17 protein-coding genes are annotated in these 16142 nt (G+C 60.1%); 10 read left to right on the top strand and 7 right to left on the bottom strand.

The annotated features are described in order from the left end of the window. The first annotated feature begins 19 nt into the window (after positions 1-19). Positions 20-2473 carry an FAD-dependent oxidoreductase gene (locus NOR97_RS13395; RefSeq protein WP_257599406.1) on the top strand — a complete coding sequence of 818 codons (2454 nt, stop codon included), beginning with the start codon at positions 20-22 and terminating at the stop codon, positions 2471-2473. 263 nt (positions 2474-2736) lie between these two features. After that, a complete protein-coding gene (gene rarD, locus NOR97_RS13390) occupies positions 2737-3642 on the top strand; it encodes an EamA family transporter RarD (RefSeq protein WP_257599405.1) in 906 nt (301 codons plus the stop codon). Here the strand turns inward: rarD and NOR97_RS13385 are convergent. Both NOR97_RS13385 and NOR97_RS13380 read right to left on the bottom strand, forming a co-directional pair. Then, positions 3633-4343 carry an SGNH/GDSL hydrolase family protein gene (locus tag NOR97_RS13385; RefSeq protein ID WP_170345621.1) on the bottom strand — a complete coding sequence of 237 codons (711 nt, stop codon included), beginning with the start codon at positions 4341-4343 and terminating at the stop codon, positions 3633-3635. The two genes, rarD and NOR97_RS13385, sit on opposite strands and share 10 nt — an antisense overlap. A 2-nt stretch (positions 4344-4345) precedes the next feature. Beyond that, a complete protein-coding gene (locus NOR97_RS13380) occupies positions 4346-4756 on the bottom strand; it encodes a nuclear transport factor 2 family protein (protein ID WP_170345622.1) in 411 nt (136 codons plus the stop codon). Positions 4757-4855: 99 nt separating this feature from the next. Between NOR97_RS13380 and NOR97_RS13375 the strand changes: the two genes are divergently transcribed. Further along, positions 4856-5503 (top strand): RluA family pseudouridine synthase, encoded by a 648-nt coding sequence (locus NOR97_RS13375; protein ID WP_257599404.1) that lies wholly within the window; start codon positions 4856-4858, stop codon positions 5501-5503. 2 nt (positions 5504-5505) lie between these two features. Here the strand turns inward: NOR97_RS13375 and NOR97_RS13370 are convergent, their stop codons facing one another. Beyond that, a complete protein-coding gene (locus NOR97_RS13370; protein WP_170345624.1) occupies positions 5506-5697 on the bottom strand; it encodes a hypothetical protein in 192 nt (63 codons plus the stop codon). Positions 5698-5803: 106 nt separating this feature from the next. Between NOR97_RS13370 and NOR97_RS13365 the strand changes: the two genes are divergently transcribed. From NOR97_RS13365 to NOR97_RS13350, 4 genes are all read left to right on the top strand, one after another. After that, the gene (locus NOR97_RS13365) at positions 5804-6496 is read left to right on the top strand and encodes a YafY family protein (RefSeq protein ID WP_257599403.1); all 693 of its coding nucleotides are present in this window, start codon (positions 5804-5806) and stop codon (positions 6494-6496) included. Positions 6497-6622: 126 nt separating this feature from the next. Continuing rightward, entirely contained in the window at positions 6623-7294 is a 672-nt protein-coding gene (locus tag NOR97_RS13360; protein WP_170345626.1) for an OmpA family protein, read from the top strand. Between the two features lie 132 nt (positions 7295-7426). After that, complete coding sequence (locus NOR97_RS13355; RefSeq protein ID WP_257599402.1) at positions 7427-7969, top strand: NADPH-dependent FMN reductase; 543 nt, start codon at positions 7427-7429, stop codon at positions 7967-7969. A 15-nt stretch (positions 7970-7984) separates the two neighbouring features. Beyond that, the gene (locus NOR97_RS13350; protein ID WP_257599401.1) at positions 7985-8776 is read left to right on the top strand and encodes an acyl dehydratase; all 792 of its coding nucleotides are present in this window, start codon (positions 7985-7987) and stop codon (positions 8774-8776) included. Here NOR97_RS13350 and NOR97_RS13345 read toward each other — a convergent pair. Further along, positions 8768-9802: an FAD-binding oxidoreductase gene (locus NOR97_RS13345; protein ID WP_257599400.1), complete on the bottom strand. Its 1035-nt coding sequence runs from the start codon at positions 9800-9802 to the stop codon at positions 8768-8770. The genes NOR97_RS13350 and NOR97_RS13345 overlap by 9 nt on opposite strands. Positions 9803-9857: 55 nt before the next feature. Here NOR97_RS13345 and mnmD point away from each other — a divergent pair, with 55 nt between their 5' ends. Further along, positions 9858-10523, top strand: a complete 666-nt coding sequence (gene mnmD, locus NOR97_RS13340; protein WP_257599399.1) for a tRNA (5-methylaminomethyl-2-thiouridine)(34)-methyltransferase MnmD — start codon at positions 9858-9860, stop codon at positions 10521-10523. Beyond that, a complete protein-coding gene (locus tag NOR97_RS13335; protein ID WP_257599398.1) occupies positions 10520-11389 on the top strand; it encodes a DMT family transporter in 870 nt (289 codons plus the stop codon). Before mnmD ends, NOR97_RS13335 begins: the two co-directional genes overlap by 4 nt. On the opposite strand, the gene NOR97_RS13330 is transcribed toward NOR97_RS13335, so the two are convergent. Beyond that, on the bottom strand, positions 11363-13336 hold the full coding sequence (locus NOR97_RS13330) for a lytic transglycosylase domain-containing protein (RefSeq protein ID WP_257599397.1): 1974 nt from the start codon (positions 13334-13336) through the stop codon (positions 11363-11365). The two genes, NOR97_RS13335 and NOR97_RS13330, sit on opposite strands and share 27 nt — an antisense overlap. 134 nt (positions 13337-13470) lie before the next feature. On the opposite strand from NOR97_RS13330, the gene dapA reads away from it, so the two are divergent. Continuing rightward, entirely contained in the window at positions 13471-14343 is an 873-nt protein-coding gene (gene dapA, locus NOR97_RS13325) for a 4-hydroxy-tetrahydrodipicolinate synthase (protein ID WP_257599396.1), read from the top strand. 135 nt (positions 14344-14478) lie between these two features. Here dapA and NOR97_RS13320 read toward each other — a convergent pair whose 3' ends face one another. Together NOR97_RS13320 and NOR97_RS13315 are read right to left on the bottom strand one after the other, a co-directional pair. Continuing rightward, a complete protein-coding gene (locus tag NOR97_RS13320) occupies positions 14479-15351 on the bottom strand; it encodes a DmsC/YnfH family molybdoenzyme membrane anchor subunit (protein WP_257599395.1) in 873 nt (290 codons plus the stop codon). Beyond that, positions 15351-16100, bottom strand: coding sequence for a 4Fe-4S dicluster domain-containing protein (locus NOR97_RS13315; protein ID WP_170345634.1), 750 nt, complete (start codon positions 16098-16100; stop codon positions 15351-15353). The genes NOR97_RS13320 and NOR97_RS13315 overlap by 1 nt, the downstream gene beginning before the upstream one ends. Between the last annotated feature and the right edge of the window lie 42 nt (positions 16101-16142).

Raw genomic sequence — 16142 nt, 5'->3', positions numbered from 1 at the left:
ACACAGCGGAGATTTCAGGATGGTTGATCTTCCCAGCAAGGCCCGAGCGGTCGTCATCGGCGGTGGCGTCATCGGATGTTCGGTCGCGTATCATTTGACCAAGAAGGGTTGGAAGGACGTCGTGTTGCTTGAACGAAAGCAACTGACCAGTGGCACCACCTGGCATGCGGCGGGTCTGATTGCGCAGCTGCGCGCCACCGCAAACATGACCAAGCTGGCGAAGTACAGTCAGGAGCTATATGGCTCGCTGGAAGAGGAAACCGGCGTCGCCACCGGCTTCAAGCGCTGCGGGTCGATCACCGTGGCGCTGACCGAGGAACGCAAAGAGGAAATCTATCGTCAGGCTGCGATGGCGCGGGCGTTTGGTGTCGAGGTCGAAGAAATCTCGAATGAGCGCGTGCAGGAGCTGTATCCGCACATCAATCTCGAGGGCGTCAAAGGTGCGGTCTATCTGCCGTTGGATGGGCAGGGTGATCCCGCCAATATTGCGCTGGCCCTGGCCAAGGGCGCCCGCCAGCGCGGAGGCGTGGTGAAAGAGAGGGTAAAGGTCACCGACATCGTCAAACAGGGCCGCCGCGTGACCGGCGTCGATTGGGTGGCTGATGACGGCAGCGCCTCGGGTCATATCGAATGCGACATGGTGGTGAACTGCGCGGGCATGTGGGGCCACGAAGTTGGCCGAATGGCCGGCGTGAACGTCCCGCTGCATGCCTGCGAACACTTCTATATCGTGACCGAAAACATCGACGGCCTGACCCAGCTGCCGGTGCTGCGGGTGCCGGATGAATGCGCCTATTACAAGGAGGATGCCGGAAAAATCCTGCTGGGTGCGTTTGAACGCAACGCCAAGCCCTGGGCGATGAATGGCATCCCGGACACGTTCGAATTCGACCAGCTGCCCGAGGATTTCGACCATTTTGAACCGATCCTCGAAGCCGCCTGCGAACGGATGCCGATGCTGGCCGAGGCCGGTATCCACACCTTCTTCAACGGCCCCGAGAGCTTTACGCCCGACGATGCCTATCATCTGGGTCTGGCGCCTGAGATGGACAATGTCTGGGTTGCCGCCGGGTTCAACTCGATTGGCATTCAATCGGCAGGCGGTGCGGGCATGGCGCTGGCCGAATGGATGGATTCGGGTGAAAAACCCTTTGACCTGGGCGATGTGGACATCAGCCGGATGCAACCCTTCCAAGGCAACAGGAAATACCTGTTCGAACGGTCCAAGGAGACGCTGGGCCTGCTCTATGCCGACCACTACCCCTATCGCCAGAAAGCCACGGCGCGCGGCGTGCGCCGGACGCCGTTCCACCACCACCTGAAAGAACACGGTGCCGTGATGGGCGAACTGGCCGGGTGGGAGCGCGCCAACTGGTTCGCCAATGAAGGGCAAGAGCGCGAATACAACTATAGCTGGAAGCGCCAGAACTGGTTCGAGAACTCGGCCGCCGAACACCGCGCGGTGCGCGAGAACGTGGGCATGTATGACATGTCCTCGTTCGGCAAGATCCGCGTCGAAGGCCCCGATGCCCAGAAGTTCATGAACTTTATCGGTGGCGGCGACTACGCGGTGCCCAACGGCAAGATCGTCTACACGCAGTTTCTGAACCGTTCCGGCGGAATCGAGGCGGATGTCACCGTGACACGTCTTACCGAGACGTCCTATTTGGTGGTCACCCCGGCAGCGACGCGGCTGGCGGATCAGACCTGGATGATGCGTCATTCGGGCGATTTCAACGTGGTCATCACCGATGTCACGGCGGGTGAAGGCGTTCTGGCGGTGATGGGTCCGAATGCGCGGGCCTTGCTGGAAAAGGTTTCGCCAAACGATTTCACCAACGCGGCAAACCCCTTCGGCACCGCGCAGGAAATCGAGATCGGCATGGGCCTCGCCCGCGCCCACCGTGTCACCTATGTGGGCGAGCTTGGATGGGAGATCTATGTCTCTTCCGACATGGCGGGCCACGTCTTTGAAACGCTGCACGATGCGGGGCAGGACATAGGGCTGAAACTCTGTGGCATGCACATGATGGACAGCTGCCGGATCGAAAAAGGTTTCCGCCATTTCGGCCATGACATCACCTGCGAGGATCACGTGGTGGATGCGGGGCTGGGCTTTGCCGTCAAGGTGGACAAGGGCTGCGACTTCATCGGCCGCGAGGCGGTGATCGCGCGCAAGGAAAGCGGGCCGAAATCGCGCCTGGTTCAATTCCGCCTGACCGATCCCGAGCCGCTGCTGTTCCACAATGAACCGATCATCCGCGATGGCGAGTATGTGGGCTATCTCAGCTCGGGCAACTATGGCCACACGCTGGTAGGCGCCATCGGTTTGGGTTACGTGCCCTGCGAAGGGGAAAAAGCCGCGGACATTCTGGCCTCGACCTATGAGATCGACGTTTGTGGCACCAAAGTCCGGGCCGAAGCGTCGCTCAAGCCGATGTATGACCCGAAATCCGAACGGGTCAAGGTGTGACCACGGGGTTCGGTGGGGGCTCTGCCCCCGCCGCCTTCGGCGACTCCCCCGGGGTATTTTCGGCCAGATGAAGATTGGTGCCCCTTGTTCATCTGGCCACAAATATCCCGGAGCGCGAGGCAGAGCCTCGCATTTCAGACCTCAGCTGAAAAGCGTGGTCTGACAACTCATCAAACATCGTTATGTGACACTTCACTGTTTTCAGAGTTTTCAACCCGTTCATTTCTGCCTTAAACCGAACCGGTATCAACCGGAGACCCGATGTGGCAGACACGCTTCTACCTTCACAGAACACGGACACACCAAAGGGGCTTGCGCTGGCAGTCACGGCCTATGTCCTGTGGGGGTTTTTGCCTCTGTACATGAAAGCGCTGGATCATATGGGCGCGGTCGAGGTTGTGGCGCACCGTGTTATCTGGTCAGTGCCCGTGGCCGGGTTGTTGCTGGTTGTCCTGGGCCGAACCCGGGATCTGAAGGCCGCGCTTGGCAACCCGAAGATGTTGGGCATGGCCGCTTTGACCGCTGCGCTTATTTCCGTGAACTGGGCGATTTACGTATGGGCCATTTCCACGGGCAACGCGTTGGATGCAGCGCTGGGATATTACATCAACCCTCTGTTCAGTATTGCGCTGGGGGCAATTCTGTTGAGGGAACCCCTGACACGGACACAATTGTTCGCGGTCGGATTGGCTGCGATCGGTGTGGTGGTACTTGTGGTTGAGGCCGGTCGTTTGCCTTGGGCCGCTCTTGGGTTGATGGTCAGCTGGGGGTTCTACGCGTTCTTCAAGCGCTCGTTGCCGATTGGGCCGAACCAGGGTTTCCTGCTCGAGGTCCTGATCCTTTTGATTCCGGCACTGGCCTATGTCACCTTTTTGGGTGTGCAGGGCACAGGACATTTCGGCGTGGCGATGTCGGACACCTTGTTGCTGTCCTGTGCAGGGGTTGTGACGGCGGTGCCGTTGCTGGTTTACGCAAATGGCGCCAAACTGGTGCGTCTGTCCACGATGGGCATTCTGCAATACATCGCGCCGACCATGATTTTCATTACAGCAATAACCCTGTTCGGTGAGAAGATAGACACCGGCCGGATGATTGCGTTCCCACTGATCTGGGCGGCTCTGGTCGTTTACTCGATCCCTATGATCCGGCAGGCGCGCGGTCAGGCCTGAAGCAACAGACGCGCGGCTGCATCCGCCCAAAGCGCATACGCCCGGGGGCTGGGATGATAGCCATCCGGTGCAGCCAATGCCGGGTCGTCCGGCAGATCGAGGGGCAGGTGTTGAACATGCGGAAAAGCAGCTACAACCTCTTGCAGCCCCTGGTCCAGGCGCGCGGCTTGGCATCCTAGTACCCAGGCCAGCGGCTGTGGCAGGGCCGGAAACCTGTTCATCTGCGGGACAGCGGTGACGACGATGCGCCGAGCGCCCAGGTCTTCTGAAAGCAAGCGGATGAGACGGGTCTGGCGGTGCGCAAATTGCTGGCGTGTTACAGCCCGGGTGACATCATTGACCCCGAGTGCCGTAACGACAGCATCGAATTCGCCATTTATCTGCGACAGGCGGTCAATCGTATCCTGGGTGGTGTGCCCGGTTGTCGCTTCCAACTGCCATTCGACCGCGTAGTGCCTTGCCAGACGGTTGACCAGATGTCCGGATAACGCCTGATCCTGCGTGCCCGCGCCCACTCCGGCTGCCGAGCTGTCACCGGTGATCAGAAGCCGCAGGCGCGGCCCGCGCCCTGTGCGGCCCTCGCGCGGGCCAGTCGGTTCCGGCAGCAGCTGAGCGTTCCGTCGCACCGATAGGCCCTGCGCGGCAAGCACCGGAAGCAAAGGCACCCGCAAAATCTGATCGGCAGCCAATGAACGTGGCATTGTCAGCTCAGCGCGTTTTTGAATTCCAGAAAACGGGCGTCGGTCATAACCCGCGCCATCATGGCATCGCGCAAGGCACCTACCGTTTTATAGGGGCGCATGACGACCTCGAAAACCTGAATCAACCCGTCGTCATTCAACGTAATCAGATCGACACCGATACCATCCAGATCACCGACTTTGCATTGAAATTCCAATGCCCAGTCTTTCCCGCCGCCCATGATGCGCCGATACCGAAAATCTGAAAACACCTGCCCGACATGCCCCAGAACGGCCGCGACCGGAGCGCGCCCTGTCCAGGTGCTGTAGTAGGTTGGTGGCAGGAACTGCACATCTTCGGCCAAGAGTTCGTGGATCAAGGCCTCATCGCCCTTCGCGACAACCTCTTGCATGCGTTCTATTGTCGGGTGCATGGCATCTCCTCCGCTTTTTTGGGGAGAAGGTCACCGAACATGGGCGGGCATGCAAGGACGACGTTGCGGGAGGTCACGAGCTGGGATAGGCACCCCTGCATGAGCGAAACCTATGATCCCCCTCAAACCCCGCTGGATGTGTTGCATGAAGACGCACAGCTGATCGTGGTGAACAAGCCTCCCGGCCTGCTTTCCGTTCCGGGGCGGGGGGCGCATCTGTCCGATTGTCTATTGACCCGGGTGCAGGATGCATTTCCACAAGCCCTGCTGGTGCACCGGTTGGACCGGGACACGTCCGGTGTCATGGTCTTTGCCCAAACGCCGCACGCGCAGCGCAACCTGAGCATGCAATTCGAGCAGCGTCAGACCCGCAAAACTTATATCGCCCGTGTCTGGGGGCAGTTGGAACCCAAGACCGGTACCGTTGATCTGCCTCTGATCGTGGACTGGCCCAACCGGCCCAGACAGATGGTTTGTCATGCGACGGGCAAACCTGCCGTGACGGACTGGCGTGTCGTGAAGACCGAAGGCGATACGACGCGTGTGCGTCTGTTTCCCAAAACGGGCCGGTCTCATCAGCTTCGCGTTCATATGCAGGCTCTGGGCCACCCGATCCTGGGCGATCCATTCTATGCAACAGGTGATGCGCTGGGCTTCCTCAGATTGATGCTGCATTCAGAGGAACTGCGTCTGAAACACCCGGAAGGCGGGGTTTCGATGAAGTTCCGGGCCCGGCCCGAGTTCTGATCTCAGGCCGTGCTGGTCCAGAGCATCTTCAGATTTCCCAGCGAAAAACGTCTTGATCGTTTCTTTGAAACGGGCTGCTTGCACTGCCGGGCCATGGCGATTTCGCGCTCGATCTCGAAGGCGCGCAGGGTGTGGTCCTGAGACCATTGCCCCAGCCTGAGTGTCATCATGACATGGGTGTCGAGATATGGCATTTTTCGTGCTCCTTTTCGTGATGCCATTCCAATTTGACCCATCTCTCCTGACACCCTCTTGTCAGTGGGGTGTGCTAGGGTGTCAGCATGGTGACAGGAGGATGCAATGCGCCGTTCGACCCGATTGTTTGAAATCATCCAGATCCTGCGGGCTGCGGGCGCTCCGGTCACGGCAGAGGCACTGGCCGCAAGGTTGGAGGTGTCCGTGCGCACGGTTTATCGGGATATTGCCGAGTTGCAGGCGCAACGGACGCCCATCGAAGGTGAGGCGGGCGTTGGTTACATTATGCGGCGCGGTTACGACTTGCCGCCGCTCAATTTCGACGCAGAGGAAGTCGAGGCTTTGTGGGTTGGACTGTCCATGTTGGCGCGCACCGGTGACAGCCATCTTCAGCGGGCCGCCAGCCGGATATGTCAGAAGATCGATGCGCTGCACTGCCCTGCTGACTGGTTGCAGGTTGCCCCATGGGGTGCCCCGGCGGACGATCCGGAAAAGGGTTGTGTTGCGATTGCACATTACCGCGAAGCCATTCGGGCAGAACGGAAAATCCGTATCACCTATGAAGATGGTGAAGGCGAACGCACGGTCCGGGTCGTGCGCCCTGTGGCGCTGATCTATCACATCGAATGCACGATGCTGGCAGGCTGGTGCGAACTGCGCAACGGGTTTCGCCATTTCCGCACCGACCGTATCTGGTCCAGCGAATGCACGGAGGAAAGCTTTTCAGGACAGAGCAGGTCGTTGCGCGACCTCTGGCAGGAACAGCAGAATGCAGAAGCGTTCGTTGAAACGGTTTGAATACGCGTTTGGCGGGTATTCGCCGATCTCACCGCATTGTTGCTTGAGCCGCCAAGCCTGCACAGTGATATACTGAGGAAAACGAAGCATGCCCGAATAACGGGTGCTGGAGCAGAAGGTGATATCATGACGATTTCCAAGTTTTTTGTGGCCACGGGCTTGTGTTCAGCCCTTGTGTTGGCGGCTTGTACCGATCCGGGCACGCTGACAGTACAAAACGACCCGAACCAGAACGCCAAACAAGGCGCCGTATTGGGTGGTCTGGTTGGCGCTGGTATCGGGGCGATTGCCAATAACTCGAACCCCGGTCTGGGTGCGCTGGCCGGTGCCGCAATCGGTGCTGCCGGGGGCGGAGTGATCGGCAATCAACTGGACAAGCAGGCTGCGGAGCTGCGTCAACAGCTGGCAAATGACGGAATTACGATCGTCAACGCAGGCGATCGCCTGATTGTGACGGTCCCGAATGACATCACCTTTGACACCGACAGTTCGACCGTACGCCCGGCGCTGCGGTCTGATCTGGTGAAAGTGGGCCAGAACCTGGTCAACTACCCGAATTCGAACGTGCAGATCATCGGTCACACCGACAGCGACGGAGACGCAACCTATAACCAAGGCCTGTCAGAACGCCGCGCGAACGCAGTGGCCGATATCCTTCAGGCCAATGGTGTCAGCTACAACCGCATTCGCACGATCGGGCAAGGTGAAAACAACCCTGTCGCGTCCAACCTGACGCCCGAAGGAAAATCGCAAAACCGGCGTGTCGAGATTGTCGTGGTGCCCAGCGGAAACGCGTAACCCCTGCGTATTGTGAACAGCGGGGCCACCCTTTGGGCGGCCCCCTTCGCGCAATGACTGTGCGTCAAATGGGGTTTGGATCAGGGTGAACTCGGTCTAACTTGCGACAAACACAGAAACGGAGCTTTCCCGATGTCACAACCGACCCTTCTTGGCCTGTCCGGGTCCCTGCGCCAGAACGCGACCAACCGTAAGCTTCTGCGCGAGGCGGCTCGGTTGTTCGATCCGGCGAGCTTTGTCGAAGCGGATTTGAACCTGCCCCTCTACGATGGTGATCTGGAAGACGGCGAAGGGATTCCCGAAGTGGTTCAGACGTTGGCCAATCAGATCGCACATGCCGATGCGGTGATCATCTCGACACCTGAGTACAACAAGGGCCCATCGGGTGTTCTGAAGAACGCGCTGGATTGGGTCAGCCGAACGCAAGGCAATCCATGGGCCGACAAACCGGTTGCGGTAATGTCGGCGGCCGCTGGTCGTGCGGGCGGGGAGCGGGCGCAGATGATCCTGCGGGCCTGTATGGTTCCCTTTCAGCCGCGCATCCTGCAAGGGCCCGAAATCCATCTGGCGAACAGTTCGAACGAATTCGACGATCAGGGAAGGCTGCGTTCCGATCGCTATGAAAAGTCATTGCACGATTTGATGCAGAAACTTAGGGCCCAGGCCGGGTTCTGAACGCGGGTCAGGCAAATGACGCAAGAGCGACAGACCGATCTTCTGGATCCGGCCCGCGCGGCCGCATTTCAGGTGGCGCTGGGCGCTGTGCCGACGATCGCCAGTGGTTCGGAATTGCCGCCCTTCTTCCATCAGCTCTATTTCTGGACCCCGCAACCGGCTGCCGCATTGGGCCGGGATGGGCATCCCAAGGTTGGGGGCCTGATCCCGGATATGGGGTTGCCGCGCAGAATGTGGGCCGGGGGGCGGTTGACCTTTCACGCTCCTCTGATCGCAGGGATCACCGCCGAAAAGAAATCGGTTCTTGAAAGCCAAAGCGCCAAGGTGGGGCGGTCCGGCCCGTTGGGCTTTGTCACTTTGCGGCACGAGATCTGGCAGAACGGTCAGTTGCGCGTGACAGAGTGGCAGGATCTCGTCTATCGCGAAGATCCTGCGCCGGATGCTGAAACGCCCCAACCGCCCAGAGCGCACACCGATGAGACCGATTCCCGCGAAGTCGGGTTCGATTCAACCTTGTTGTTTCGATACTCGGCCCTGACCTTCAATGGCCACCGTATTCACTATGATCTGGACTATGCGCGCGATGTGGAAGGATATGGCGGGCTGGTCGTGCACGGGCCGCTTCTGGCGCAGCTTCTGATGTTGTTCGCGGTGGATCTGAGCGGTCCGCTCGCCTCGTTTTCGTTCCGTGCGACTTCACCGTTGATGCATTTCGAAACTGCCCAGTTGTGCCGGAGAGGTGAAAACATGTGGGTGCGCGGCCCTGACGGGCGGCGATGCATGCAGGCTGTCGTACAGTCACAATGAGGCTTCGGGCCGGAACTCATCAGGGATCCTATCCCGATCTTCCAGCATAAGATCGGCCATGACCTCGGCGATTTTGGGGGCCATGCCGAACCCGATTTTGAACCCGCCATTGGCGATGAACTGCCCCTGATGCAGGGGATGCGCGCCCAACATCGGCGCACGGCTTTTGCTGCGAGGGCGCACACCGGCCCAGCGTTCGATCACCTCGGCCCCGTGCAACAGGGGCAGGACGCGCGTGGCGCGGTCTATCACGTCGTTCAGAGCTTCGTCCGTGCTGGTCGGGTCATCGTAGTCCCGTTCCGAGGTCGATCCGACCGCAAGTGTTCCGTCTGCATGTGGGACAATGTGAATCGCGTCGGCGAACAGTTGCGGCACTTCTCCGGCGTCGAAGCGCAACAGGGCTGCCTGCCCTTTGACACCATTTCCGACGGTCTTGCCGTAGGCGTCGTTCAGTTCCTGCAATCCTGCAAGGCCCGTGGCGTGGATGACGTGCCCCTTGTCCTCGGCTTCACTGACAATGTGGACGCCCATGACCTCCAGGGCTGCGACCAGCGCGGCACAGGCCCGCCGGGGGTGCATCCGTGCCGTCAACGTATCCCGGATGACAAAGCCAGTGTGGCTGGGCGGGCACCATGAACCCGCTTGGGCTGTGGTCATGACACGCCATTCCGCGCGGCCTTGCCAAAGCTCATCTGCGGCGCCTGCGCGTTGGCGGGCCAATTCCAGACCACGCGCGTCCGGGATCGGTTGAAGACGACCCAGCCGGCCGTAGCCGGGGGAAACCCCGCCGGTGTCTTCGACCTGCCGCCAGAACGGTTCAGCCATGATCAGGCTGTCGAACTGAAAAGCTTTCTTGGCGTTCCAGTTTTCCGGCACATGCGGGGCCAACGCGCCGACCAGACCTCCGCTGGACCCCGCGCCCGGTCCGAACGGATCGACAACCTGCACGTTTGCGCCGCGTCGCGCACAAATCCAGGCGATGGACAGGCCGAAAATTCCCGCGCCGCGAACCGTCACATCGACCATTGCCAATTCCCTTTTCCTTGTTCAGTGTCGCGCCGCTTAGCTACAGGATTCCCCGATGGCAGACCAGCGCGCCAAATTGACGTGGACCGAAGATCAGATCCCGGTCTCGGACCGCTTCGACGACCCATATTACTCGTTGCAGAACGGGCTGGAAGAGACGCGCCATGTGTTTCTGGCGGGAAATGATTTGCCTGCGCGGTTTGCGCCGGGGTTTCACATTGCCGAGTTGGGTTTCGGCACTGGCCTGAACCTGCTGACGGCCTGGTCAGAATGGGAGGCATCCGGCCAGAAAGGGCCATTGCGCTTTACCAGTTTCGAAGCCTTTCCCATGGCGCCGGAAGACATGCAACGCGCGCTCGGGTCCTTTCCTGAATTGCATCCGTGGAGCAGCCGTTTTCTGGCGCATTGGACAGGACGCACATGTACATTGGAGTCGCTTCAGTTCGAGGTGGTGATCGGCGATGCGCGCAAGACATTGCCGAACTGGGACGCAATGGCAGATGCCTGGTTTCTCGACGGGTTTTCACCGGCCAAGAACCCTGAATTGTGGGGTGCTGGTCTGATGCAGGACGTGGCAAACCACACTGTCACGGGGGGGACGGCGGCCACGTATACGGCCGCGGGCTTTGTGCGCCGGGGGCTTGAAAGTGCCGGTTTCAACGTGACCCGCACGCCCGGCTTTGGCCGCAAGCGGCACATGACACGGGCACGCAAAGCATGACCCAGAAGAACAATGTGGGCGCGGGCATCGCATTGATGGTGGGCGCGACGATTGTCTTTGCTTTGCAGGACGGTATCTCGCGCCATCTGGCCGGAACCTACAACACCTACATGGTGGTCATGATCCGCTATTGGTTCTTTGCAGCTTTCGTCATCGCTCTGGCTGCGCGGGCCCCCGGTGGGCTGAAGGCGGCCACAAAGACAAGTCAGTTGGGTGTGCAGATCGTGCGGGGGGTGCTGCTGGCGGCCGAGATCTGCATCGCGGTGTTCGGCTTTACGGTCCTTGGCCTGATCGACAGTATGGCGGTTTTCATCTGCTATCCTTTGCTTGTCGCCGCGCTGAGCGGGCCGGTGCTGGGTGAAAAGGTCGGATGGCGGCGGTGGGTCGCGATCGGCGTAGGATGCATCGGAGTTCTGATCATTTTGCAACCGGGTGGCGGGGTCTTTAACCCGTGGGCTGTCATACCTTTGATTTCCGCATTGCTGTTTGCGATCTATGGTCTTTTGACGCGATATGTCGCCCGTCAGGACAGCGCGGCGACCAGCTTTTTCTGGACCGGTGTCGCCGGGGCCGTGGCGATGACCGTGTTTGGCATGTGGTTCTGGGAGCCGATGGCGCACAGCGACTGGCTCTGGATGGCGCTGCTTTGCGTCAGTGGGGCGTTCGGGCACTGGCTGCTGATCAAGTGCTATGAGATGGCCGAAGCCAGTGCGGTTCAACCCTTTGCGTATTTCCACCTGGTTTGGAGCGCGATCCTGGGTATTTCGATCTTTGGCGAAACGTTGCGCCCCGAAGTCGTGGCGGGCGCAACCATCGTCGTAGCCGCAGGTTTGTTCACCTTATGGCGCGAACGCCGCCAGAGATGATCCGATCAGTTCCTGCGAAAAAGGAATCGGAAGGGCGGGTTGCCCCAGGCGCGCACGGTAGACCGGCAGGCTTTCGGTCACGCGCATCACGTAGTTTCGCGTTTCGCTGAACGGGATCGTCTCGATCCAGTCGACGATATCAACCTCGCCTGTGCGTGGGTCACCATAGCGTTCCATCCACGAGATCGGACGCCTTGGCCCTGCATTATACCCCGCCGCCATCATCACAACGTTGCCGTTGAAATCGGCTGCCAAACCGGAAAGGTAGTTGGCCCCAAGCTTTGCATTGTATTGCCAGTCCGTGGTCAATCGCCCGGTTTGATGGCCGCCGAGAATGCCCAGCTCGCCCGCGACCAGCTTGGCCGTGGCGGGCATTACCTGCATCAGCCCGCGCGCGCCCGCACCGCTGACGACAACCGGGTCGAACTCGCTTTCGCGGCGCGCGATCGCCAGTGTCATTTCCTTGGCCATCGGCAATCGCATATCGGCCACCGGGTGGACCGGGTAATAGGCCGCAGGAAGGACAGTACCGTTGGTCGCGGCCCGTTTGGCGATCATCACGGCCAGATGCGGCTGTTTCAGTTCAATCACCAGATCGCCCAGCTGACTGGCCTGCACTGGATCAAGGCCTTCCACCAGATGGGTCAGGAACCGTTCGGACAGGTTTGCTTCTCCGGCTTTCAACAACAGCAACCCGGCCTCCAAAACGCTGGAATCGGCAAACTCCGCCTGCCGCCAATGCGGCGCGCGACGCGGATTGGCCAGTTCCTCATCAAACGGTCGTCCGATCCGTTCTGCGGCCAACAGACCGTAGAATGAGGTCTGGTAGTCGGCCCCCATCGCATAGGCGTCATACGCCTTGTCCGCGTCACCCAGTGCCGCGTAAGCGCGCCCAAGCCAATAGCCACCACGGCCTTTCGAGATCGGAGATTTCACGGCGTCCGAAAAGTTCTGGAAGTGGCGAACGGCGGTGGCTGGATCATTCAGTTTGCGAAGCGCCAGAAAACCGGCCAGCCATTCAAGATCGGCATAGCCGTAACCCATTTCGGGGGTCATGTGATGATTGGCGGCCACGTCATAGGCGCGCGCCGCACGGCCCGATCGCATCTCAAGCCGTGCAAGACGGCGCCGTCCCTCGGCCCATTTGTCGGGCTCACCCAGGGCGTCAGGCCCGGTAGAGCGTGCCAGCATCAGATCGACGGCGCTGTCATCCAGTTCTTTCTTGTCGCGCCAGACAAAACGATCGAAGGCCAGCCCGGGCGCATCCGCCAGCGACTTGGGAACTGCTGCCACCTTGGCGTCCACACCGGGTTGGCGTTTCTGCAATGCTATGCGCGCTTCGGCCAGCTTGCGTTCGTCCGGACCGACCAAAGGCAACATCTGCCCGGCGCTCACAAGATGACCGTCCCACAGCATTCTGTCCAACCGCGCCGCGTGATGCGGTTTCAGCAATGTGGCAAAGTTCTCCAGATAGCTTTTTTGCAGGCCCGAACCCATTGGCATGGTGCGCCAGGCTGTCACAATGTCGGCCTCCGCCTCTCCGATGCGTCCCTTGGCTTTCAGGGCAACGGCGTAGTTCAACGCGCCCTCTGCTGTCTGAGGCGGCATGGCGGCATAGAATTTCAGAGCTCTGTCGGGATCGGCTCCGGTGAAAACGGGCTCGCTCTTGCGGCGCAGCCACGCCAAACCGGGCCAGTCCGGCCGACGTTCGAGAAACACCAATACGTCGCCAGAGCTGCCGAACCCCTCGCGCAGCCAGTGCCAGACGATGATATCACGCGATACGGAACCTCGCTGGCCGGATACGCGCAACGCGGCGTTCCAGTCGCCTTTGCGCATTTCGTCAAGCCCGGCGCGCAAATCAGCCGCAGCATCTGCCCGCGCTGAATGCGGCGCAGTCACCGAATACAGAATCACAGCAGTCAACAGTGCCAGAAAGCGTGTCATCCCTTGCATTTCCCAACCAACCGAGGATAGAGCCTGTGAGGATAAACCGTGCGTCGCCGGGATCAACTCACAAAGCTGGAAACGTGAGGGACCGCGGCGCAAAAACAGCAAAATGCACCTTGAAGGAGCGTGTCATGTTCAAAGGCTCGATGCCAGCCCTCGTCACCCCGTTCAACAACGGCGAGTTGGACCTGAAGACGCTCAAACATCTGGTGGATTGGCAGATATCCGAAGGCTCGACCGGGCTGGTGCCTGTGGGAACCACCGGCGAAAGCCCGACGCTCAGCCACGAAGAGCATGAGACGGTGATCGAAGAGGTCGTCAAAACCGCTGCGGGCCGCGTTCCGGTCATTGCCGGTGCCGGGTCGAACAACACGGTCGAAGCTGTCCGCTTCGTTCAGTTCGCTGAAAAAGTCGGAGCGGATGCGGCGCTGGTCGTTACGCCGTATTACAACAAACCGACTCAGCGCGGCCTGATCGCGCATTTCGAGGCGCTGCATGCGGCCGCGGATATCCCGATCATCATCTACAACATTCCGGGCCGTTCAGTCATTGATATGACGCCTGCCACAATGGGTGAACTGGCCAAGCTTCCCCGTATCGTCGGGGTCAAGGATGCAACAGGCGACCTGGCCCGTGTCAGCCAGCAGCGCGCTTCCTGTGGCGCAGATTTCTGCCAACTGTCCGGCGAAGACGCCACGGCCCTTGGGTTCAATGCCCATGGCGGTGTTGGCTGCATCTCGGTGACTGCAAACGTGGCCCCTAGGCTCTGCGCCGAATTCCAGCAGGCCACGCTGGCTGGAGATTATGCAAAGGCGTTGGAGTATCAGGACAAACTGATGCCGCTGCATGAGGCGATCTTTATCGAGCCGGGCCTTGTCGGTGCCAAATATGCACTCAGCAAACTGGGCCTTTGCAGCACCGAAGTCCGCTCACCCCTGACCGAGCTGGAAGCCAGCACCAAGGAAGCCATCGAGGCCGCAATGGCCCATGCTGGCCTGATCTGACCGGTATTTCAGAATATGACGAAGGGCGGCCTCTGACTTTGAGCGCCGCTCTTTCTTTTCCATGTTTCCAGACTTCATCTGGCTAAAAATATCCCGGGGGAGTCGCGGCCCGCCGCGGCGGGGGCAGCGCCCCCTCTACCGTTTGCCGTAGTACAACCCCACGACATGTTCCGCCTGCGCAAAGAACAGCCAGCGCGACGTTGCAACGCCCGCCAGATGCGAGGCCACGGCCAGCAGGGCGAAGACGTGATTGAACGGCAGCAACAACAGCAGAACCGGCAACACGAATGCCAGAACGAACGAGATCAGCCGCAGTTTCTCGGCGTGTTTGCGTCCGACCACGTGAACGAATTCTCGCAGCAGATAATTGGTGCCGGTATGGGGCGGCTCAAAGGCGCGGACGGAACCGCGTGTGCCAAGCCCTGTGGCTGTTCCCAGATCCGTTCCCGATGATGCAAACGCCTGATCTCCCTTGCGCCAGTACAGTATCTGCACCAGCGCCGCGATCAGCAGCAGCGGCAGAGCTGCGCTTGTCTGACCTGCCAGCAAGGCACCGCCGGCCAGGCTGAAGCTGAGGAACATGGCGGGTGTCAGGTTCATGTTCCAGCGTGGGATGGTCTTGAGTTGCGTATAGATCATCGAGGTCGTGAACACGGTCGCCAGCGACAATCCTGCGCCGATCCAGCCCAGAAAACCCCAACGCTGGTCAAGAAACACCACGCCAATCGCATAGAGTCCCATGATGACCAGCGCGAGTACGGCACACCAACCTTCACGGCTGAGCCAGCTGGTTTTCCATTGGGTGAAGGCCTTCAAGGCCCGTTCCGGATGGCCAAGGTGGAAGGTCGAGGCCAAAAGCCCGCCGACGGCCAGACCATAGGCAATGGCGAAGAACACAAAAGCCACCCAACCCGAGACAGCCGGAAACCCCAGACCAAGAAAGAACAGCAGTCCGAATCCCAGACCGGACAGGGTGGTGAACAGAATGACGGATGGTGCGGGATGCATCAGAGTTTCTCCAACGTCTTGTCGAGCCAGCCGAGGAACCCTTTGGGCTCGTCGGCGATGGGTGCCAGCAGGGGGGCCAGTATGTCGATCTGGTCTTCCACGGTGTCCTTGGGGCGCGGGGGCAGGTATTTGTTGACGGGTTTGGTGCCCATTTCCGGCATCAGGTCCATGCCGCCTCGTTCTGCAACCAACTGGCTGACATCGCTGTCAGGATCGCCCAGATCGCCAAAGTGCCTTGCGCCCGCAGGGCAGGTGCGAACACAGGCTGGGATACGGTCGACTTCGGGGAGGTTTTCGTTGTAGATGCGGTCAACACAAAGTGTGCATTTCTTCATCACGCCTTCGGCTACATCCAGTTCCCGCGCACCGTAAGGGCAGGACCAGGCGCACAGGCCGCACCCGATACAATCGCTTTCATTGACCAATACGATGCCATCCTCGACCCTCTTGTAGCTGGCGCCGGTGGGGCAAACGGTAACGCAGGGCGCGTCTTCGCAATGCAGGCAGGATTTTGGGAAGTGGATCAGCTGGGCGTGCCCGTCGGCAGGTTGCACTTCGTAGGAATGCACGCGGTTGAGGAAGGTGCCCGAAGGGTTTGCACCGTAGGCGTCCTGATCCGAAAGCGGGGCCCCGTAGTTTTCAGTGTTCCAGCCTTTACAGGAAATAACGCAGGCGTGGCAGCCAACACAGGTGTCAAGGTCGATGACCAGACCCATCTTGCGGTCGGTGGAGTTTGGTAGCTGGGTCATGTCAGTGAACCTCTGCTTTGGGGGGCAGGTGAGGGGGCCAGC

This window comes from Ruegeria sp. YS9 (genome assembly GCF_024628725.1).
GTDB classification, from domain to species: Bacteria; Pseudomonadota; Alphaproteobacteria; order Rhodobacterales; family Rhodobacteraceae; genus Ruegeria; species Ruegeria atlantica_C.
The sequence above is the reverse complement of the archived record's forward strand: the minus strand, read 5'-3'. Positions and strand labels throughout refer to the sequence as shown.

What these genes read in the sequence shown, in the direction of transcription:
- NOR97_RS13355 (WP_257599402.1), top strand. Translation starts at nt 7,427, where the DNA reads ATGTCACAACCGACCCTTCTTGGCCTGTCCGGGTCCCTGCGCCAGAAC.
- mnmD (WP_257599399.1), top strand. Translation starts at nt 9,858, where the DNA reads ATGGCAGACCAGCGCGCCAAATTGACGTGGACCGAAGATCAGATCCCG.
- NOR97_RS13330 (WP_257599397.1), bottom strand. Translation starts at nt 13,336, where the DNA reads ATGACACGCTTTCTGGCACTGTTGACTGCTGTGATTCTGTATTCGGTG.
- NOR97_RS13360 (WP_170345626.1), top strand. Translation starts at nt 6,623, where the DNA reads ATGACGATTTCCAAGTTTTTTGTGGCCACGGGCTTGTGTTCAGCCCTT.
- NOR97_RS13320 (WP_257599395.1), bottom strand. Translation starts at nt 15,351, where the DNA reads ATGCATCCCGCACCATCCGTCATTCTGTTCACCACCCTGTCCGGTCTG.
- NOR97_RS13335 (WP_257599398.1), top strand. Translation starts at nt 10,520, where the DNA reads ATGACCCAGAAGAACAATGTGGGCGCGGGCATCGCATTGATGGTGGGC.
- NOR97_RS13385 (WP_170345621.1), bottom strand. Translation starts at nt 4,343, where the DNA reads ATGCCACGTTCATTGGCTGCCGATCAGATTTTGCGGGTGCCTTTGCTT.
- NOR97_RS13315 (WP_170345634.1), bottom strand. Translation starts at nt 16,100, where the DNA reads ATGACCCAGCTACCAAACTCCACCGACCGCAAGATGGGTCTGGTCATC.
- NOR97_RS13365 (WP_257599403.1), top strand. Translation starts at nt 5,804, where the DNA reads ATGCGCCGTTCGACCCGATTGTTTGAAATCATCCAGATCCTGCGGGCT.
- NOR97_RS13375 (WP_257599404.1), top strand. Translation starts at nt 4,856, where the DNA reads ATGAGCGAAACCTATGATCCCCCTCAAACCCCGCTGGATGTGTTGCAT.
- NOR97_RS13350 (WP_257599401.1), top strand. Translation starts at nt 7,985, where the DNA reads ATGACGCAAGAGCGACAGACCGATCTTCTGGATCCGGCCCGCGCGGCC.
- dapA (WP_257599396.1), top strand. Translation starts at nt 13,471, where the DNA reads ATGTTCAAAGGCTCGATGCCAGCCCTCGTCACCCCGTTCAACAACGGC.
- NOR97_RS13345 (WP_257599400.1), bottom strand. Translation starts at nt 9,802, where the DNA reads ATGGTCGATGTGACGGTTCGCGGCGCGGGAATTTTCGGCCTGTCCATC.
- NOR97_RS13370 (WP_170345624.1), bottom strand. Translation starts at nt 5,697, where the DNA reads ATGCCATATCTCGACACCCATGTCATGATGACACTCAGGCTGGGGCAA.
- NOR97_RS13380 (WP_170345622.1), bottom strand. Translation starts at nt 4,756, where the DNA reads ATGCACCCGACAATAGAACGCATGCAAGAGGTTGTCGCGAAGGGCGAT.
- NOR97_RS13395 (WP_257599406.1), top strand. Translation starts at nt 20, where the DNA reads ATGGTTGATCTTCCCAGCAAGGCCCGAGCGGTCGTCATCGGCGGTGGC.